Source organism: Methanosarcina barkeri str. Wiesmoor, assembly GCF_000969985.1.
Taxonomy (GTDB): Archaea; Halobacteriota; Methanosarcinia; order Methanosarcinales; family Methanosarcinaceae; genus Methanosarcina; species Methanosarcina barkeri_B.
On sequence record NZ_CP009526.1, the window covers coordinates 1,309,609 to 1,330,364 of the forward strand.

Genomic DNA, 20,756 nt, shown 5'->3' on the forward strand with positions numbered 1-20,756 from the left:
TGCTGGAAAAGATGCTCATTACGTACTGGAAAATATTGATTTAAAGTAAACTTTGATCTGTGAAGATCAACGCTGAGAATTTTAGAAAAAATTATTTCAAAAAACTATTGTACAGGTAATTTAATACCCCTGCAAGGAGGTATAAAATTGAAAAACTATTTGCCCATGCTATTGATGTTGATCTTTATTTCTGGGGCTGTACTCTCAATTGCTGTTGCTGGTGCCGCCGATAACCCCGTAGTAAACGAAACGGTATCAAAGGTTTTAAAGACCAACGAATGTGTCAATAAATCTACTAATCAATCTACATCACAGAATCAGACATGTAACATAAACAAGACTGAGTCCATAAACCAGACTGAACCTACGACAGAAACTCCTGTGGCTGAACAGAAGTTCAGGGTGGGACCGACTGTGGTACTGAGGCCGGTTAATGATGTAATAACCAAAGACGAAGATGGCCTTGTTGAACTCTATATTGATAATCCGTCCCTCAATGATGTGACTCTGAATGTGGATGCAAGGATTGGCGTACCCTCTGGGATTCATGTATACGGACAGGATTTTGCTCAGACTGGTGCAGCTGGTACGGCTTATGGAACATTTTCCGTGCCTTCCGGAAGTGCCCGGACAATCTCTATTGATCTCAAGGGAGATAAAGTCGGCACTTATACTGTACATTTCAGTGGTCTCTACTGGCCTGGAGACAATAAGGACAGTTACAACCCGATTTCACTCAGTCATCCTTTTGAAGTCAAGGAAGCTTCCGAAAATTCTGAAAAGGCTTCCAGCTCTGATGATAATGGAGAAGTCGAAGCTGAAAATACTGGAGGAGTAAAAGCTGAAGGACAGGGTTCATTTAGTGCTCCTGGATTTGGAATACTAGTTGCAGCTATAGGTCTGTTAGGGGTTTATGCTGTTAAGAAGAAGTAAATCAGGTTAAAAAAGTGTTTAAACGCAATTGTGGGAAAAATACATACATTTTTCCTTTTTTAAATTTTTACAGTTAAGAAAGGCATCTGTAATCCAGAGAAGCCTTTTACTTAAGCTTATACTGGTATTTTACTGGGTATTTACAGATGGCAGCCCAAAAAAAGGTGGTATAATGTCTGAGAGGGCCATTTTAAAAACTCTAATAGTTTATCTCTTAATTGGTTGTTTCCTGGTAAGTAACGTTTCGTGTGTATATGCTTCATCTGAAGCTTCGACAGATTCTTACAAGAACAAAACAGAGGTTTCTGAAGAAGAGCAGCCTTCAGAAGAGGCACAGAATTCCGAAGAGCAGTTAGAATCTTTTGAAGAGCAGTTAGACTCCTCTGAAGATACAGACATGCAAAGCTCAGGAAATGATGAGAACGAAAGTGAAGGAACTCAGCCTACTAAAAATACGGAAATAGAACCTGATGATGGAGAAGCCGAAATAAATCTCTTGGAAAATACGGAAATAGAGCCTGATGATGAAGAAGCCGAAACAAATCTCTCGAAAAATACGGAAATAGAGCCTGATGATGAAGAGGCCGAAACAAATCTCTCGGAATATACGGAAATAGAGCCTGATAATGAAGAGGCCGAAACAAACTTCTCGACAAATAACGAAACGGCGTCTTCCAAGAACCTGGTAAATCAGTCTTCGGGGTATGAGACAGTAGAAACCGAAGGTACGGAAAATCAAACTTCAGGAGAGATGGGAGTTGCAGAGGATACAGAAGGTGATTCTTCGCATTATATCGGAAACTCGTACCATATAGAACATTCAGAGTACACTATAGTAGAGAATAACACATATGTACAATCCGAACCTGTAAAAAAAGAGGCTTTGGAAAGTTCAGGATCAACTGAAAATTCAAAATCTGCTGCACCGCCTTCTGCAAGTGTCAATCTTCACGGTGAGAAGACCAGGGTTGTTTCTGGGGAAGACATTCTGCTTAAGCTTTCAGCCGTTAATCTTATCACAAAACCTGTCATGCACGTCCAGGTCATAATAATTCCACCCTCAGGAATGAGTGTTTCTTCCTCAGAGTTTGTCCAGTCGGGCGCAGGACAGTATACGACAACCTACGAACTTGAACCCGGACAGGGCAGGGACATCGAAGTAAGGATTGAAACCAACCAGCCTGGAGACTTTAATGTTGAGGGAAGGGTGGTTTATTATTTCGGGGAAGATACTGAAAACGCCGAAGATTATACGCTTAATCTACCTATAAAGGTCGAAACAAAGTCGTATCCTGTAGAAGAATCCCTGCCTGGATTTAGGCTGATGAGCCTGGTATTCACATTAGTCGCGGTATTTATCTTAAAAAGACGTTAACGGTTTCAGGAATGTTAATTCTAAAACTAACATCGTGCGGGCGTGTTAATATGTATGTGCATGCATTGTACATATTTATACTTGCGCGTATAAAAAGAAAACCGGATTATAGCTAAATTGTCGGAGGGTGTGAGGAGAGGACAATCCTATGAATTACAGAAGTTTACCCTCTCATCCTACGTTGTTTTGTGAAAACGCAGAGTTATACAAGTTGGTTTAATTCTTTAATTGAGTTTAATAATTTATTCTGATTTAAGGGCATATCATTATTTGCAGGTTTAATGTTATCTTGTGAGGAACTATTTATAAGTTTAATATCTCCCTGTGAGCCTGAAAACGCTAAAGCACTTAACATTATCAACGTAATTGCTCCTATAAAAACGATCATATTTCAATGTGTTTTTTGTATGAAACTACCATATTAATTAATAGAATCTGTTAAATTTGGATTATATCCAATTTTTCCTCGGAACGAGGAAAATTGTGTAGCTTTAATAAAGCTACTTGAATAGTTACCTAATTTTTATATAAGACAATTTAGTTTTGCGTCAATTTATACTAATTTTTATATAAGACAATTTAGTTTTGCGTCAATTTATACTAATTTTTATATAAGACAAATCCTATAAGGAATTATCCAAGTGCTCTTTATGATCAACAAACCGATAAAACAGCATTAAGGTTCGCGTATTCTAAAATCCACTATAATAAAAGATTAGAAAACAAGAGACATCGAGAAACAGATACGTTTCAGTTTTTTCCACTATATCCACACAATGAGAACATGATTTGAAAGAACGGAAGTAAAGAAGTTGTTTCCACGAGATGCATTAAATATTAAAAGGGCGTGAATAGAATTTTCATAAATTTTCAAGCTCAAACAATCGATTGATTGCGCTGAATACGAGATTTGAGAAAGGCAATTTTGGTTTTTTGAATCAATTATTTAAAAAACAACTGGTGATATTTTGGAAGTTAATTGCATCGATTCTTTGAAAAATATAAGAACTCAAACTTTTAAAAACAAGTTTGAGTGGAGTATAATTATTGCGTTATTAATAGCGCCACTAATAATTGGCGCTATTTACATTCGTGCATATGGAGTTAACGTTCCTTATTGGGATCAATGGGATACAGTACCGGTTTTTCTCGAGAAATTATATAACTCACAACTGACTTTTTTTGACTTACTAGCACAACATAATGAAAGCAGGCCGTTTTTCCCGAATGTAGTTATGATTATACTGGCTGAGTTTACCCACTACAATGTCTTATACGAAATATATTTTATGTACGCATTGTATTGTGTTTCATTTATTATTTTATACTTAATGTATGTAAAGGATCATTCTATAAGTAAATCTTCCTGCTTAAAATTTATACCAGTATCCTTTTTCTTCTTCAATTTATTCCAGATGAGCAATGTGCTTTATGGTGTACGCATAGGGCAATCCATGGAAATCTTTGGATTGATATCTGCATTATACCTGATTGATAAAAGTAAAAACTTTGATTTAATATTTATAAGCTCAATTATAGCAGCAATAATTTCTACATTTTCGTTTGTGGCAGGACTTTCAACATGGCCTGTATGCTTGATGCTAATCTTTTTGAAGGATTCAGAGCAAAAAAGAAAGAAAATAGTGCTCTGGTGTGTTAGTGCAATAGCAGTAGTCGGGATATATTTTCATGACTATGTAAAGCCTAGTAAACATCCCTCTCTTTTGTATTCCTTCCAGAACCCTGTAAATGGAGTCCTTGACTTTCTCAGCTCATTCGGATCGACAATATCTAGAGATCTAGATACTTCTCGAGTAATAGGCATTTTGATGTTAATTCTATTATTTTGTATAATCTTATTGAATAGAAAGAACCTCAGGATAAATAAGAATGCAAAATGGTACGCTTTAATGTTATATTCTCTGCTTGTTTCCCTAGAAATTTCCCTGGGGAGATCAGGGTTTGGAACTGAATCTATGCTGTCACAAAGGTATTACCTGCTCACTTACTGGAGTATAATTGCACTATACCTCATAGAGCTTAACTACTTGGACTTAGGAATTCCAGACTGTAAAAACAACATAAAATCTCAAGAGCCCTTAATTTTACAGAAGAAATTAAACTATAACTATTTATTAATGGGTATAATACTGGCATTACTTTTTATGAGTGTTGCAACCCATTTAATAATGGGAATCCAGGAAGGCAAAGAGACAAAGACTGAAAGGGAATCTATGGCTAACTATCTTGAAAACTACAAGTTTCAACCAAGTGAAAATTTAAAAACCTTATACCCGAATACAACTATTGTTCGCCAGAGGGCCTCTTTCCTTGAGAGTAGAAACTTATCTGTGTTCTATAAGGATAACAATCCAGGTAATATAGTGTCGCATCAACAACAAAATGTCGTATAAAGCAGATAGAATATATTCAAAAGTTAAATCTCTGAGGATTCATGTGATGAGCTCATCCAAAACCAATTTTATCCCACATAAGGTCTCAGAAATATTTTCGTAATCCGAAGATCGGTTGATTATTTGGAATCTGAATTCTGGGAAGTGATGTTGAGTTTTGGGATGAGCTCAATATTAAGCTGATTTTGAAATTTTCATTTTTGTACTCAAAACTAATAGTTTGTTCTGATTTGATATTTTTATTGGCCAATGAAGTTTTTATAATGCAAAAAGCCTGAAAAATTACAGAGAGTAGATGAAAGTAAATTTTACAAGTAATTAATAGCTAGAAAATGAACTTAAATTCAAATTTTTACAAGTAATTAATAGCTAGAAAATGAACTTAAATTCAAATTTATTAAAAAACGGTAAATTCGTCATTTATATATCAGATTTAAATAAAAATAACGATATTTTATATATTTACTACTTATTTGAATATAAAAAATCGAACTTTCTATAATATTGGTTTCTAATTTATATTTCCATAATTATTATATCCTCTGGATAATAATAAACTAGCGATACAATGAAAAATCGCTTTTATCGGCAAATAATAAAGCAATATAGTTTACTAATTAGATAGTCTTCCAGAAATGTGCGCAGATTATTGATTCTTAAATTAAGTATATTTGCCCATAAACAGTGAATTGAAGAACCAGCAATGGTGAAATTGTATCGAATCTAGCATAATGGTGGAGATGATATAGATGAGAGAACAAAAATTTAACAAAATAAAGAAGACAGTCTTTATTTTGTTAGCGGTCTTTTTTGTAGTAGCAGTGACAGCTGCATCGGCAAGTGCATGCACTTCAAAAGACAAGGATGATAAATGTAAAAGCTGCGCTAAAGAAAAGGTAGCTAAAGAAAAACCAGCTAAAGAAAAACCAGCTAAAGTGGTTGGTCAAAAGGCAGCTCAAAAAGTAACTCAAGAAGAGCTGGGCAACAAATACTTAGACTTCGTAGAGAATAACTGGTTTGGTGGTGTCAAAGGAGGCTATTGTGACAACGGATGGGGAGGCTGTTGTAACAACGGATGTAGAAGCTATTGTTGTGACAAAGTATGTATCGGATGCTATTGTGACGACTGTTGGGGCTGTTGTTAACAGTTGATAAGTCTAACCATGGACTAAGCTGTGGATAAATTATACTAATAAAGACCCATTTGTATACTCCGCATCGGTTGCAGAAACAGTGGGACTCTAAAATTACTGGAGTCTTTTTGATAGGACTTACGCAGTAAATGAGCTAAGATAAAATGCGAGCAGTTCTGTAATAAGCATTGTAGGAAAGTACAGTTTAAGGTTCCATGCTGCTGTTTTTCGATTTAACCGCGTAAGTCCTATCCATAAAATGATAAAAATAAAAAAAGAAATAAAGAACTCAACGTTTCTTAAATTTTAGTCTCAAATATTAAGATTTATATACCTCATCAGGCTCAAAGACCTTTTCTCCCACAACCTCTCCTTCAAGGTTTCTATAAAAACAGGATCTATATCCCATATGGCAGGCTCCACCTACCTGTTCCACGAGCAGGAGAAGAGAGTCCATGTCACAGTCAACCCTTATTTCTTTCACTTTCTGTACATGCCCTGAAGTCTCTCCTTTTTTCCATAACTGCTGTCTGCTTCTGCTCCAGAAGTGTGTAATTCCGGTCTCTACGGTCTTCTCAAGGGCTTCCCGGTTCATATAGGCGCACATGAGCACCTCCCTGCTAAGCTGGTCCTGAACCACAGCAAGGATAAGACCCTTCTCGGATTTCAAAGCATCAAAATCAATCATGGGAGATAAATTGCAAAACAAGTATAAAAAAGAGAGGGCATTAGATCTTAAGGGTGCCCGAGAAACGAAATTAAACCTAGCTCTTTTTTCAGGGTTTGATTCCAAGTACATCCTCAACGTACGCTCTGAGAATTTCCGCAACGCTCCAGGCCTGAGCAATGCAGCCTCCTGGAGTATAAGGATAATCCCCGTCAAATACTTCGGAAATTGTGCCTATGCCTGCAGTTTCAAGGTGCGTATCAAAACCCTGCAGGAGAGCCCGCATATCTTCAAGGCTTTCTTTAGAATAGTTGTGAACCTTCCGGTAAGCTTTCACATAAGCTCCAAGGAGCCAGGGCCAGACCGTCCCGTTATGATAGGCGGCATCTCTGGCTGCCGCATCTCCTTGATAGTGTCCTTTATAAGCAGGATGGTCACTTGAAAGAGTTCTAAGCCCAAAAGGAGTAAGGAGATCTTTTTCAACTCTCCTTACTATTGCTTTTTCTTTCTCAAGTGACAGACTAGTATAAGGCATAGCTACTGCGAAGATTTGGTTGGGGCGGATCGCAGGGTCTTTTATCTCATTTCCTGCTTCGTCCTGAGACACGAGGTCAAAGAGGCAATTTGTCTCCGGATTCCAGAATACACTCTCAAAATTTGAAGCTACTCCGGCTGCAAGAGTTTCATATGAGGAAATATTTTTTCCTAAATGAGTGCCCAGATTAGAGGCTGTTTTCAGGGCATTATACCATAGAGCATTAATTTCACAGGCTTTGCCTGCTCTTGGGGTCACTGCTTGTTCCCCTATTTTAGCATCCATCCAGGTTAACTGAGGACCCTGACGGATAAGATAATCGGAATCCATGCCAATTCCAAAATCCGTACCTTTACGGTAATTCTCTATGATGTTCTCCACGGTATCCCAGACATCCGAGAGGAAAAGGAAGTCTTTCGTATATGCGAAATATCGGCCCACAGTGTGAATAAACCAGAGAGAAGCGTCCACAGTGTTATAAATTGGTTCCCCTCCAAGTGCCAGAAAAGCATTCGGGATCAGGCCTCTCTTACAATTCCTGGAAAAGTTTTTGAGAATGAATTTTGCCTCTTCAAAACGACGGGGAATTAAAAGCAAGCCAGGAATAGAGATCATAGTGTCCCGCCCCCAGTCTGAAAACCAGTGATATCCTGCAATCACTGTACTTTCACCTGAAGAAGGATTCTTCACTATAAAAGAGTCTGTTGCCCTGAGAAGCTTAAGAGCAAAGGGTTCGGTAAGCCTTGAATTGAAGGCAAGAAGATTTTGTCGGTAGGTTTCTCTTGTATAGGATTCTTCAACCTGTTCGAGCGTCAGAGAAGAAATATCTTCGGTTGAAGCGGCAATGAAAAAATGGGAGGTACCCAGTTTGAGTTTGCTTTCAAAGTAACCCGGATTGAAATTATCTTCCTGGAAGTTGAGTCCCCTTTGCTTCTCAGTATCATACTCAAAGTTATAGTACCATTTAGGATCGGAATGATATTGAAGATTGGATGAAAGCGAGAAGGTACAGCCGTTAGAGCTTTCCAATTTTACTCCTGCAGGATCGGCCTTCTGACTAAAGGAAAGTTCTCCTGAATGAACAGTGTAATGGAAATTTCTGGAATTTACCAGCGGAAAGATTCTTAGCAGAGCTCCTTCTCTCCTGGATTTAATGTCATAGAGAATGCAGGTTGTGTTGCTGTTGTGAATCATGAAGACTTTTTTCTTTATGGTAAAGTCTCCGGGCTGGTAAACCCAGAGAGGAAAAGGAACAAGGATAAATTTGGAGAGGTAACTGAAGCCTGAAGGAAACACAGTATCAGGATACTTATGGGTTGCAAGCTGATAAACTTCCTTGTTAATCGAAACTTCCTCATCAAGGGAAGAAAGCAATACAAACCTTCCTGGTGGGTTTTCTGGAGCTGCCACAAGCAGTCCATGATAAGTCCTTGTGCCTGTCCCTATTACTGTAGATGAGGCATATCCCCCGAGTCCGTTTCCTACGATCCACTCTTTCTTTATTCCTTCCTCGTATGTGGAAAAGGAATCTGCTCCAAACCTGATTCCACTCATAATATATCTGGTTAGGACTTGATTTCTTAAATATTAGTATCCCCAGAACTAAGAAGTGAGGAAATCTAGGAAAGTAAAAGGAGCCAGGAAAGTAAAAAAGCTAGCTTATAATAACAAATATTAAGTTAGAAAATTTCAAATGTAATCATAAACTATTTTAGCTGTGCAGGATATAAGAAAGTGAGAATCATGAAGCAAGACCTTTTAGAAATCCTTGTTGATATCTTCAAATCTTCTGGATACAATGCCACAATATCCAGCCAGTATGATATTTTTGTGGAGAAAAACAAACATAAAGCTTATGTCAGATGTGCCCTGCAATCGGGTCGCGAGGAGATAAAAGCCTTTACAGAAAAAATAGGGGACTGTACAGGAATCTATGTAATGACCCAGAAGGGGTCTGAAGAATTAATCGATTATGCAGCTGAACTTGGGATCTATGTTTGGGACAGGGATGAACTGGCCCTTCAAATTGGAAGAGCAGTTCTTGTAAATTTAGACCATAAATCAAATATTTCGTATTCTGAACCAGAGAATCAAATATCAAATGATGCACGAGATCAGTATAGGCAAACAATTTTCGAATTACCTGTCGAAAACTGGAAGTTAAAAGAAGACTCCAGAGAGAAGCCTTACTTTAAAGAAGATCTCTTACCCCTTCAGAACCAGCAATCAGAGGCCAAAAAAATTTCTTTTGAAAATCAATCTCTGACACGGATCTTTGAAATTAAAAAAAATTTAAGGACGCCGGAACAGGTTGAAGTTCCAGAAACCGAGTCATACGAAGTGTTGAATATAAGGTCTGTAGAACCAAGGATTTCTAAAAACCAGGCTATTATTATTGCAAAACCATATATATACAACCCTAAGGATGCAGTTTTAAAGTTTGTACCTTTCTGGAAATATAGATACAATGTTGAGGCGGAGAAACGCTTCAGATCAAAAGTCCTGACCATTGCCGGAAAGGGAAAGGGATTTCTTAATGCTCTAAATAAGTCAAAGGAAGAGATGGAGATAGAAGGGTTTGGCACACCTACAAGGGTTCCTGCCGTGCAGTATGAGTTAAAAAGACCGAATGTGGACAAAAAACAGGCCGGAAAAATTCTTCTGGACTTTATTAAAGAGGAGAATACACGCGAGATACGTTTTAACAATACGGAAGGACAGGCTGTTATATATGAACACAGGAGTATTGGCCCAAGGTCTGATGAAATACAGCTTGATATGGAGCTTGTGTATATCCCTGTCTGGGAAGTGAAAGGGAAACGTAACTCTCTGGAAATCAATGCTTATAATGCAAAGGTTCTTGAGGAGCCTGTTGATGAAGATGCCGAATTTCTGTGAATTGGAAACCTAAAACAAGTATTGGAAGAAAAATATATAAAATAGAAGATATATTTTTATATACTGGCAGAATAGCAGGATTTCTTGAAAAAGAATCCAGGTCCTATCCTCCCAGACTCCTGCGAAAAAGTTTTTTTCAGGAAAAAGCGCAATTTTACAATAAACGTTATATTCGCCCGATGCAAGAGTATATAACGTTTGGATATTATCTTTAATCTGTAACGGATGGCATCTTATAGAAACTAAAACCCATAAATATTTCATAAGTATAAAAAGTAAAAAGAGGTGCGTAAATGATAGAAGTAACAGACAGAGCTGCTGCAGAATTGAAAACACTGATTGAACAGGAAGAGAAACCTGAGCTTGCTCTCAGAATTTTTGTTGCCGGGGTTGCCTGCAGTGGAATTCAGTATGGTTTAGCCTTTGATGATGAAACGAAGGAAGATGACGTGACTATGGAAAGTAACGGGATTAAACTCGTTATGGCAAAAGATATCGAAAGGAGCTTCTCTGAGGGCAGTATTGACTTTGTTGAGGACGAAAACGGAAAGGGATTCCTTATCCGCAATCCAAATGCCGGCGGTGGATGCGGCACCTGTGGCGGATGCCATTAAGTAAAGTAAAATCGCGCTGATATTGAACCCAAACCTGAAAAATATACGAAAATAAAGGAGAAACAAGCCTATGTTCCCAGGAATGGGAGGTATGGGAGGCCGGGGAATGAACCCGGCTAAAATGAAACAGATGATGAAACAGATGGGGATTGATGTTAAAGAACTCAAGGATGTTCAGGAAGTAGTTATAAAAACTGCAGACTCTAATATCATTATAGAGAATGCAAATGTTACTATCATGAAAGTCCAGGGTTCGGAGACATACCAGATCGTAGGTGACGCAAAAGAAGTCCCAAAAGAACTGGAAATTCCCGCTGAAGATATAAAACTCGTAATGGAGCAGACCGGCGTTTCTGAAGATGAAGCCCGGAAAGCCCTGAATGATTCAAATGGAGATCTGGCAGAAGCCATTGTGGCACTTTCTTCTGCCTGACTTATTTTTTTCGTGGATTTTTATAATTAGTATCAACTTTTTCTGAGTTTTTATAATCGTTGCTAAATTTTTGTAAATTTTTATGCTTAAATTTATAGTTATATCTATATTTATTGCTCACTAGGATTCCGTCTCTTCCGCTCCCATTAGTGGATACAGCAAGAGTTGGGCATCGGTATGATGGACCAAAATTTATCCTGAATCAAAAAAGGTTAGCCATTCAGATTTCCGTTGGTGTAAGTTTATTTTTCGTTACTGCAAAAATTTGGAGGTTTGCTCGAGAGTGTCTACCCTCGAGCGATACTTGGTAAGGTATTACATGGTTTTTTACATAATTTTTAAAGGTTTATCCATTACATGTTTTTGGAGGTTTGCTCGAGAGTATTTGCCCTCGAGCTATATTTGATAGATATTTGAAAACTGGGTTGTGTTTTTTAATCTTATTTTTAAGGTTGCCAATCTTTATTCTTCGTCAATTGCGCTGACGTACCTGGGAAACAGGAGCATGTAATTCTCCTGATAAGATTTCCCATCTTCATTAATATCAAGAGTCCATATTATTTCAGGTGTTCTAGCTATTGGTTTTGTTTGAATAGTTTAATTCCTCCGAACTCAATTTCATTTTAGAATTTGCCCGTTTTCTATCCTGGTGTACGTCTCCCGGGAGTGTTCCATCCCGGGACGAACGCCAGCTTATTGCATGTCTGTTTGCTCTTACATAGAGGATTGAATTTTTCCCATCCCTAACTTAACTCGAAAACTAAGTAAGGTTATGGATTTGGGTAATGGATCTTAGCTTCATAGGTAATGCAAATATAAAAATCGGAGAATATACATTTAGATAGAATTCATTAGATAACTGTCCAGAGACCTACTGAGTTTTGCCGATTTCGGCAGAAATGAAATAGATATGAAGGTTCCTGTCTCAGGAAGGAGAAACCGATTTTTGTGAAAACTTAAGTATGGGCATAACTTGAGTTGTGTTCTCAGTTTGTCCTTTTATTTTTCATCTTTTCAGACATCTGTTTTTCATATTTACTTATATATCAGGGTAAATTCATCCTTTTTTATTTTCATTTTTTGGATTCTTTTTCTAAATGCCTCATAGTTTCATATTATACTGTAAGGATTTGTAATAATAAAGTTTTAAAACTTAGTAAAAAATTCTAATTTAACCCTGGTACTAAAAACCGGAGTATTTTATGAATTTATCAGTCCGTAAGAAAAACCCATCTCATAGTCAGTTATCAATCCGGAAAACTGTCTCATCCCTGACTTTTAGTAATAAATTTCCAATATTTTGTTTCTTACAGAAAAATAAGATATGAACTGATCTGGACGAAAAGTTCCTTTCTATGGCATTTCTCCAGAAAAACGTATGAACTCCTGCATAAATAATTATTTTCTAAAGATAACTACCTATTTATAAAAGGGCCCTCAAGTTTGCTTGATGAGTTTATCCTGTAAATCAAAATTTAATCTTTGAACTTAGTCTCTCAGTAGCCTATGTTCTCAGTAGCCGATTGAGCTTCTGATCATAAAGACCATTCATGAAATCTATATGGTAAGGAATGAAATGAGGTTTGAGGCAGGCTCAAAATTGAATACTAATCAAGGTGTCAGTATGTCCGAAAAGAATTTCAATTCTCATCCTCTGGAAAAGGAAGACGGTTCCGAGCAGCTGTATGAGAATATTCAAAAAAACAGACTTCTCAATTTCCTCCGTTGTCTTCATGCTCATTCTCATGGTAACTCCTGTATTCATTTCCAGGCACACTCCCATGAACGCTCCCACGAGCACAGCCACACTCATGGAACCATTGACCCTTCAATACTTACTATTAACAAAGGGCTCTGGGCAGTAAAATGGTCGTTTATAGGGCTGATGATCACAGCCGTTCTGCAGATTTTCATTGTTTTTATTTCCGGCAGTGTTGCCCTTCTTGCCGATACCATCCACAACTTTGGGGATGCATCAACTGCAATTCCTCTTGCAATAGCTTTTTCCCTGGCCAGAAGAAAACCAAGTAAACGCTTTTCTTATGGATACGGCAGGGTAGAGGACCTTGCAGGTATAATAGTTGTTTTCCTGATCTTTTTCAGTGCTGCTGTTGCGGGTTATGAGTCTGTGAACCGCTTCTTAAACCCTCAGCCTGTAGAACATTTGCAGGCTGTAGCTGTTGCCGCAATTATAGGTTGTATAGGAAACGAAATTGTAGCCCAGTTCAGGATGAAAGTTGGAAAAGAAATAGGGAGTGCTGCTCTTATTGCAGATGGATACCATGCCAGAGTGGACGGTTTCACCAGCCTTGCAGTTCTTATCGGAGCTATCGGCATCTGGCTTGGATATCCTATCATTGACCCTCTCATTGGAATGTTAATCACAATCAGTATCCTCAAAATAGTCCTTGATTCAAGCAAGCTCGTGTTTACCCGCCTTCTTGACGGCGTTGAGCCTGAAATCATCGATAAAGTAAAAAATATTACTGAAAGCGTAGACGGGGTATGTGAAGTCACGGACCTTAGAGTCCGTTGGATAGGACACCGGCTCCATGCAGAGATCAATGCTTCCGTTGCTTCTTCTCTTTCGGTTGAGGAAGGGCATGAAATCGCCAATGCAATAAGAGAGAAACTTCTTGAAAACTTCTCTTACCTTTCCGGTACTACTATCCATGTGGATCCTCTCACAGCTTCAGGGGAATCCTATCACTATGGATCTGAGAGCCCGGAAGTTCTACATGATAAACAAAAGCAAATTTCGAATGCCTGTTCCCGATGAGATTCCATGATATTTTAGGTTTGCTTGGAACTTTATTGAAAAAAGCCTTATTTTTCTAAGAGATTATCTTAATTTAATCATAAGGTTTCGGTGAACTTGCCGGAACCTTCAGGCTATTTTCAAGTAAACCTAAAGGTTTCTGTCATTTTCAGGTTTTGTGATAATAACTATTTGTTTTTTATGTAACTGTCTCTCTTTTTAAAACTAAACTCTTAATAAAACATCATCTACTAAGCATGACAATGACTATTTTTTGTAATGAGAGTCTAATATTATAAAATAAAAGCATTATCTTATAAAATAGAATTCTTAACTAAAAATTAAAAGAAACATGTCAGAACTTGACGGCTTTCATCCCCCACCTGCCAACTTCCGGTTCTCAACGGAAGCTGGCGAGGAAGGGGACTTCACGCATTAGAATTAAAAGTTCCATTCAATAAAATTCACGATTTTTGTATCTTTAAGTATACAGAACTGCCATTTATCTTTTCTATACAGCAGTATTCTGTTAATTTTATATACTTGAAATAAATTCCTTACATCCGTTTTATTATGCCAATTAATAGGGGCACTCGATTATTCTAATTATAGTGTTACTTTTTATTATCTAATATTATTATATTATTATATTATTATTTGAAATTTATTTGCAGTAAGTGATTAGGAGGAATTGCGAAATGACAAACGTTCTGCCTCCACAGAACAATGTCATCGCGTTTGTGCCAGCTCATAATGAGGCGGATATAATCCACTCAACCATAGAATCCATTCTTACTCAAACAGTCAAAGTCGATGTTATTGTAATAAGTGATAACAGTACAGATGATACGGTTAGTATAGTAAGAAGTATAGCTGCCATTGATGACCGCGTAAGTTTGATAGAAACTGTTGGGAATAAATTTAAAAAATCTGGGGCACTGAACACTGCCTATAAAAATGTCGATCTGAATTCATATGATTATGTACTATCAGTCGATGGTGATACAATCGTAGCTCCAGATCTTGTTGAACAAGCATTAATAGAATTTCAGCTAGATCCACTACTCGGGGCAGTGTGCTCTCGTGCAGGTGTAGTCAAACAGACAACTAACGGGTTTTTTGAAAAATTAGTCTATCACTGGCAGTATGTCGAATACGCAGAATTCGACAGAAGCCGAGTTAGTCAGGATCGGGGGATTAAAGTCGCGCACGGGATGTGCACAGTGTATAAGGTAGAAGCAATAAAAGCAGTTATGGCAAGACGCATAGCTACTGGAAAACTTGACTGCACTTTATATGATATGCATAACATCACCGAAGATTACGAGTTAACGGTAACTCTAAAAGAGCTTGGTTACCACACAGCTGCAGGTTTTGGGATGCATGCCTGGACAGACGTTCCATTAAAACTAAGCGAGTTATGGAAGCAACGAGTCCGCTGGCTTCGTGGTGGGCTTGATACATTGTGGGAGCATGGATGGAATAAAAGCACCAGAAAAGACATCCTGAACGCCGGACTCTTCTGGATTATGTTATCTTTCCAGATTCTTTTGCTAAATTATGCTTTGTATGACATAGTTAAGGGTGCTTATCATCCCAACTGGATGTTCATAATGGTAATGAGTTTAATGTATGTGGACAGTGTTTACACACTGCGATATGTGCAGGACCTCAGTAAGTGGGACTATCTTGTGAGAATAACGTTTATTCCTCAGATATTTTATGCGTGGTTTACTATTGCTCAGCTAGTCTATGCATACTACCTCTTTCTCTTTAAACCTAATCAGGATTGGTAATATGTCATTGACGCAGTACTTGCATATGATTTTCACGTATAATGTACCGAATCAACTCAACTTCTGGCATATTTTGTTAACACGATACCTGCATATGATTTTTACGTATCGCACGTATTATCAATTCAGTGATTGGAATAAATTACTGCCGAGATACCTACAGACGTTTGTGTCAATATTAGTTTTGGCTGACGTTACTATAAAATTGTCAAAAGACATATACAAAACAAGAGCCCTACAGAAGAATCGAAAAGGACTATTAGAATTAAACTGGACAATTCCCAGGTGGGTGAGTGAAAAGTCACATCTTGGATTTGACAAATGCTGCACGCTTCTCGATGGGTTCTACATAAATCAAAACATTATCAAGCAAAAACAGGTAGAGAATGTACTGAGTAAAAGTAAACAGTGCATAATGCGAGTATTGTGGAGTGTTCTCTTGTCTACAAAGAAGACAGAGAACTTAGAGGTTAATAATATTATCGAAACTCAGATAATCCAGTCTCCTATGAATGATTTCTATAAACGTTCTTCCGTTCCAATAGCCATGGTTGATCTCAAAGGCAATGTTTTAGCAGGTGTCGGGTGGCAGGATACCTTGATTAGATTCTATAGTGTATATCCCAAAGACTGCAAACGCTGCATGGAAAATGATGAAAAGTTATTCATGAATGTTTCTCCTGGGGAGTTTAAGATTTACAGGAGTCAGACCAACATATGGTGCATAGTAACTCCTTTTATGATAGGTGATGTTCATGTCGCCAATATCTTTACAGGGCAGTTTTTTTTTGAATGTGAGGCTATAGACTATGAATTTTTTCGTTCTTGGGCTAGAAAATACGGCTTCGACGAGGAAAAATCTATAGAAATGCTTGAAAAAGTTCCGCGATTGAGCAAGAAGGATGTGGATAAATGTTAAATTCCTATTGGCGTTTACTAAACTGATCACTAATAACTACTTGTCATGCCCCATTAGCTGGTTTGTATCTCATCTTAAAACCAATTTGTTCAAATACAATCGTGTCTAAGCTGGCAGGAATACGGAAAATCGGTTTGTAAGAATTTTTAATTTTATTTCATTCGAATACCCCGCTAGCTTGCTGCGGGGTGCGCCAGCGCAACTTTTTAGCCACAACAAACTTAAAATTTTTTTTGTTTAGGCTCTATACTAACAACTCCAATTGAAGAATTTTTGGCAGCCATTTCTTAAATATTTATGAGAAAGTAGTTTAGTGGCTTAAAAGCCACTTTGTAATTCAATCGTTAGTAACTGTGAAGTTACTAATTATAAGTTCAATGTTTTTTCCATTAGATGGAGGAGCCATTAGCCATAAATTCATTATGACACTTTCAGGCTCTTGTGGGATGGCAGAAATGTTTGTATTGTTATAGTCTGCTATTATTGTTCCATCTGCCTGCATGGATGTAAGTCTTATATAATTGGGTTTCCACTCAATTCTATAAGTCGTGTTTGTGCCTTTGATACTCGATGGAACTAGATATGCCTTACTATTTCCTTTTATTTTAGAAGGTTCTATGGAATACCATAGTTGATTTCCATTATGGTCACCCCATCTTGAAATTCCTACAGTTGATGCATTATTATCATCTAAATAAGTACAAAGTCCTATTGCACTGTTTTTGTCAAATGTGTAAACAGGTGAAGCTACAGTCCACGTAAAAGTACCATAATGATATGTATTTTGGCTGCTTAACATTGTGCATTCCCATATACTGTTGTTTTTTACAATTGTTAAGTGCATCCTATCCTGGTTATCTATCCATGCACCTGAAATATTCCAGTAATTATTACCAGGATTTGCTTTGCCACCTGTCAAATACCAGTTTTGTCTTTTCCAATTAATTACTCCTTTTGAAGGGTATGTGGCCGTTCCTGACTGAACACGTTCGCTATCCTGAGAATCACTTTGGGATGATAAGTTCAGAAGACTAGCAGGAGCCATCACATGAGTATCAGTTACGTTCTCGGAGTCATTTGGCACGCGTTCAATATCCAGAGATTCATTTTGGTGCGGTAAGTCCAGAAAACTAGCAGGGATCATCACCTGGTAATCAGTCACAGTCCGAGAGTCAGTTGGCACAACTTCAATTTGCATGTATGTTCCCATATTCGTTACTTTTACTTTTGGTGTGTGACCTATTTTGTATCCCCAAATTTCGTTGATTTTCCTTATGACTCCTTTGTTATTTACGTAGTCGCCCTGTGAGAGCATCCACTGTTTTGAGGTATTGAGACACTTTTCATTTTTGACTGTCATAACAGGAGCATGCAGGGTTGTGAAATTTCCAACTTTCCAGATACCATTTGCCTGAGTTGCTTGTGTGTAAAAAGCAGTCCAAACGCCATTGATATCTTTAGCAGTTATCCATAGTTTCAGAATGTTTCCGTCATTACTAAATATACCTGCACTGCAAGATAACTCAATATTCTTATGCGTGGCAGATGAAGAGTCATCAACCCGTAGAATGGGTGATTTTTGAATTGTAAAATTATCTGTGTAGCTGCTTGTGGTTGCAAGATATAGATTATTATTGCCTGTGAATGTAAAAAGTGCATAGAGCTTTGAGTCTTTAGGATGATTCATCATATTTATATGACAGGTTTCATAATCGCTTGATTGACCAACTGCTTGCTTATTACTGAAATTTACTCCGTCAGTTGAAGTGTATCTGTATATTACATTCGGATTGGAATCGGTGTCAACAGTCCACATATAAAATATTCCGGTTGTGTTATCATACAACACGGTTGGTGATATTCCATGTGTAATAACTTTCATTTCAGGTGAAACAGTATTTCCATCATATGTCCTAACTTTCAAATCTTTTATATCTTCATTACCGGTAACGTTTTCAATTACATAGTAGCACATGAATTTTCCAGTTGTAGGGTTATATACAAGATCAGGATCAGATCCATAAGCATTTGAGTCATATTTAGATACAACCGACTTTCCTATGGGGTTTGTTACTCCTGGCGGTGCATACCAGAGCAGTCCGTCATCAGAATAATATAAACATGCATTTTCATACTTACGGTCTGAATACATATAATGTGTTGTAATAAGCATCCACCAGTTGTGGCCAAATACTCCAGACGAATTATAATAAATATCTACATTGTTGAACTGGTTACAACCGTATGGATCTGGTATAGATAATGGGAGTCGATTTTGGTTTACATTGAGCATACTCATATTTGCATTGCCGTAAGTGTCGTAACTATATGCAACTGTATGTGGAAGATTTTCTCCTGTGTACTCACTTAGCGTGATGCCGGGATTAGGCATAATAGCATCCGAAGTGCTTGAATTTACCCAAATTATTGATCTTGATATTCCCTGACTTTGGAATGAGCCATCAGTAGTGGAGAAAACCGTATGCCACCAACCTGTTTCGGAACTACTGTCAATATCAACCATATTGTCGAGTCTCAAGATAGAGATCAACGTGTGCAGCCAATAGAGATATATGTGCCACAAATCTAAATCTACTTCATTAGTCACACCTGCAAGTGGGCCAGAACCAAAAGAAGCATCAGAATATGTACCTACATCACTGGTACCCTTTGAAATTGTTTCATTAACTGCCAGTTCAATTCCATTAGTGAAAGGTTTGTTCAGCACAACATTTGCAGAGGAGGTCACGCCTGCACCTGACAATATCAGCTGTCCGTTTTGTATGTCTACGGTTGATTTCCTACTCCCTTTTTTATAACTAGTCCATTTTGATGTGTCTAAGTTGCTTGAGCTGAAGTTATCATATACCCACATGACTGCATCTCCATTTGGAGAATATCCAGGCGTATTATATACATTGAAATATTGTGTACTGCCGTCCATGCTGATATTAAGCCACAAATTATGTTGAGGATCTATGTAATATGGTAGTGCAGCAGAAGCAGCACCTGCCGATGTAAGCAGTAGTAAGGATGCTATTAATGATATGTAAATATTTTTCATTTGGCTCACTTACAGAAATTTTATTTTGGGTTTAATGATTCAACTCCGATCATTGTTTTACTTCTATGCAAATGAGCAATTCGATTTACACTGAAATAACTTAACAAGACTGTTGATAGAAATAAAACCGGGTAAAATACCAATTGGTTACTAGATATCTCAAAATGTGGATATACTATTTGAGTAATAATATCTATATAAAATACATGAATTAGATATATTCCAAACGAATATTTTCCTAATGATAAAATAATGTGTGAATATTTATTTTTCTGGATTGAAAAAGTCAAACTAATTATTAAAGCTATTAAAATAGTCAATGGGAAGTATAATGATTCAATAAGGGTTAGAAGCATAAAATAAGTATGTGGAATTTCGTAATAATCTCCGTACCTAATAATGCCTTTTATAAATAACAGAGAAATAATTCCTGTCATAACCAGGATTGCTAGAATAACCCACGTTTTAACCTTTAAAATTTGTTTCTTTACATTTTTGTAATTTTGACATGCATAAATTCCAAGTACAAAGTAAAATATGTAAGAAAGAAATATGAGTGATAGCCAGGAGTTTATAAGGAGGTTTAAATAATAATTTATTGAATTTAGATAAGTTGACATCTCTAAGACGGTTTGAGCAAAATCACTCACTACTATCCATATTTGTTGAATTATTAAAATTATACCTGCAAAATAGAGTGTCCTATTATTATCTGCAAATTTATTATATATTTTTATTATGTAAGGGTAGGATATGTAAAACTGTCCTATCACAGCAAAGTACCATAAATGATAGGAACTACTTGTGGTGAGCAAATTTATTATCATTGTTAATATAGAAGGTGAATTGGCTTTGCCATTTATCGTAGATAATCCTATATTTAATAGTGTATAAAAAACAGAGAAGATAATATATTGAGGAAGTATTGATTTAACTCTTTTTGCATAAAATCTTTTTTTTGAAAACTGGCCCTTGTAAATAAAAGAGAGTACAAAACCAGATATAAATATGAACGATGGAACCGCAAAATGTGAAAATACATCTATTATCACATTTATTATTAATAACAGATTTATATCTCGTATTTCTGTGAAATTAGCAGAAGTATGAATAGCTATTACAGCTAATATAGCAAGTCCTCTCAGATAATCAATTTCTTCTATTCTATTTTTCTGTAGATTCATATGCTTTCATCACTTTTTCAGTCACATTCATTT

At 37.0% G+C, this 20,756-nt stretch carries 14 protein-coding genes; 10 read left to right on the forward strand and 4 right to left on the reverse strand.

Annotated features, from left to right (window positions below; translation table 11 throughout):
* Positions 1–147: 147 nt before the first annotated feature.
* The 4 genes from MSBRW_RS05705 (at position 148) to MSBRW_RS05720 (ending at position 5,867) form a co-directional block, all read left to right on the forward strand.
* Positions 148–933 carry a PGF-CTERM sorting domain-containing protein gene (locus tag MSBRW_RS05705; protein ID WP_011308561.1) on the forward strand — a complete coding sequence of 262 codons (786 nt, stop codon included), beginning with the start codon at positions 148–150 and terminating at the stop codon, positions 931–933.
* Between the two features lie 172 nt (positions 934–1,105).
* Entirely contained in the window at positions 1,106–2,308 is a 1,203-nt protein-coding gene (locus tag MSBRW_RS05710; protein ID WP_011308560.1) for a COG1361 family protein, read from the forward strand.
* A 968-nt stretch (positions 2,309–3,276) separates the two neighbouring features.
* Entirely contained in the window at positions 3,277–4,722 is a 1,446-nt protein-coding gene (locus MSBRW_RS05715; protein WP_048136532.1) for a hypothetical protein, read from the forward strand.
* Between the two features lie 749 nt (positions 4,723–5,471).
* Entirely contained in the window at positions 5,472–5,867 is a 396-nt protein-coding gene (locus MSBRW_RS05720) for a hypothetical protein (RefSeq protein ID WP_011308558.1), read from the forward strand.
* A 307-nt stretch (positions 5,868–6,174) separates the two neighbouring features.
* Here MSBRW_RS05720 and hisI read toward each other — a convergent pair whose 3' ends face one another.
* A complete protein-coding gene (gene hisI, locus MSBRW_RS05725; protein WP_048103498.1) occupies positions 6,175–6,543 on the reverse strand; it encodes a phosphoribosyl-AMP cyclohydrolase in 369 nt (122 codons plus the stop codon).
* 88 nt (positions 6,544–6,631) lie between these two features.
* Complete coding sequence (locus MSBRW_RS05730) at positions 6,632–8,611, reverse strand: amylo-alpha-1,6-glucosidase (RefSeq protein ID WP_011308556.1); 1,980 nt, start codon at positions 8,609–8,611, stop codon at positions 6,632–6,634.
* Between the two features lie 189 nt (positions 8,612–8,800).
* Here MSBRW_RS05730 and MSBRW_RS05735 point away from each other — a divergent pair, with 189 nt between their 5' ends.
* From MSBRW_RS05735 to MSBRW_RS05765, 6 genes are all read left to right on the forward strand, one after another.
* Positions 8,801–9,955 (forward strand): hypothetical protein, encoded by a 1,155-nt coding sequence (locus tag MSBRW_RS05735; RefSeq protein WP_011308555.1) that lies wholly within the window; start codon positions 8,801–8,803, stop codon positions 9,953–9,955.
* Between the two features lie 293 nt (positions 9,956–10,248).
* Complete coding sequence (locus MSBRW_RS05745; protein WP_011308554.1) at positions 10,249–10,569, forward strand: HesB/IscA family protein; 321 nt, start codon at positions 10,249–10,251, stop codon at positions 10,567–10,569.
* Between the two features lie 70 nt (positions 10,570–10,639).
* Entirely contained in the window at positions 10,640–11,002 is a 363-nt protein-coding gene (locus MSBRW_RS05750; protein WP_011308553.1) for a nascent polypeptide-associated complex protein, read from the forward strand.
* Positions 11,003–12,626: 1,624 nt separating this feature from the next.
* Positions 12,627–13,781 carry a cation diffusion facilitator family transporter gene (locus MSBRW_RS05755; protein ID WP_011308552.1) on the forward strand — a complete coding sequence of 385 codons (1,155 nt, stop codon included), beginning with the start codon at positions 12,627–12,629 and terminating at the stop codon, positions 13,779–13,781.
* A gap of 677 nt (positions 13,782–14,458) precedes the next feature.
* Positions 14,459–15,556: a glycosyltransferase family 2 protein gene (locus MSBRW_RS05760; RefSeq protein ID WP_011308551.1), complete on the forward strand. Its 1,098-nt coding sequence runs from the start codon at positions 14,459–14,461 to the stop codon at positions 15,554–15,556.
* Between the two features lie 289 nt (positions 15,557–15,845).
* Positions 15,846–16,475 carry a PocR ligand-binding domain-containing protein gene (locus tag MSBRW_RS05765; protein ID WP_196298030.1) on the forward strand — a complete coding sequence of 210 codons (630 nt, stop codon included), beginning with the start codon at positions 15,846–15,848 and terminating at the stop codon, positions 16,473–16,475.
* 337 nt (positions 16,476–16,812) lie between these two features.
* Here the strand turns inward: MSBRW_RS05765 and MSBRW_RS05770 are convergent, their stop codons facing one another.
* Together MSBRW_RS05770 and MSBRW_RS05775 are read right to left on the reverse strand one after the other, a co-directional pair.
* A complete protein-coding gene (locus MSBRW_RS05770; protein WP_157209512.1) occupies positions 16,813–19,437 on the reverse strand; it encodes a LamG domain-containing protein in 2,625 nt (874 codons plus the stop codon).
* Between the two features lie 122 nt (positions 19,438–19,559).
* The gene (locus tag MSBRW_RS05775; RefSeq protein ID WP_011308548.1) at positions 19,560–20,723 is read right to left on the reverse strand and encodes an acyltransferase; all 1,164 of its coding nucleotides are present in this window, start codon (positions 20,721–20,723) and stop codon (positions 19,560–19,562) included.
* Positions 20,724–20,756: the final 33 nt, after the last annotated feature.

What these genes read in the sequence shown, in the direction of transcription:
- MSBRW_RS05710 (WP_011308560.1), top strand. Translation starts at nt 1,106, where the DNA reads ATGTCTGAGAGGGCCATTTTAAAAACTCTAATAGTTTATCTCTTAATT.
- MSBRW_RS05720 (WP_011308558.1), top strand. Translation starts at nt 5,472, where the DNA reads ATGAGAGAACAAAAATTTAACAAAATAAAGAAGACAGTCTTTATTTTG.
- hisI (WP_048103498.1), bottom strand. Translation starts at nt 6,543, where the DNA reads ATGATTGATTTTGATGCTTTGAAATCCGAGAAGGGTCTTATCCTTGCT.
- MSBRW_RS05730 (WP_011308556.1), bottom strand. Translation starts at nt 8,611, where the DNA reads ATGAGTGGAATCAGGTTTGGAGCAGATTCCTTTTCCACATACGAGGAA.
- MSBRW_RS05735 (WP_011308555.1), top strand. Translation starts at nt 8,801, where the DNA reads ATGAAGCAAGACCTTTTAGAAATCCTTGTTGATATCTTCAAATCTTCT.
- MSBRW_RS05745 (WP_011308554.1), top strand. Translation starts at nt 10,249, where the DNA reads ATGATAGAAGTAACAGACAGAGCTGCTGCAGAATTGAAAACACTGATT.
- MSBRW_RS05750 (WP_011308553.1), top strand. Translation starts at nt 10,640, where the DNA reads ATGTTCCCAGGAATGGGAGGTATGGGAGGCCGGGGAATGAACCCGGCT.
- MSBRW_RS05755 (WP_011308552.1), top strand. Translation starts at nt 12,627, where the DNA reads ATGTCCGAAAAGAATTTCAATTCTCATCCTCTGGAAAAGGAAGACGGT.
- MSBRW_RS05760 (WP_011308551.1), top strand. Translation starts at nt 14,459, where the DNA reads ATGACAAACGTTCTGCCTCCACAGAACAATGTCATCGCGTTTGTGCCA.
- MSBRW_RS05775 (WP_011308548.1), bottom strand. Translation starts at nt 20,723, where the DNA reads ATGAATCTACAGAAAAATAGAATAGAAGAAATTGATTATCTGAGAGGA.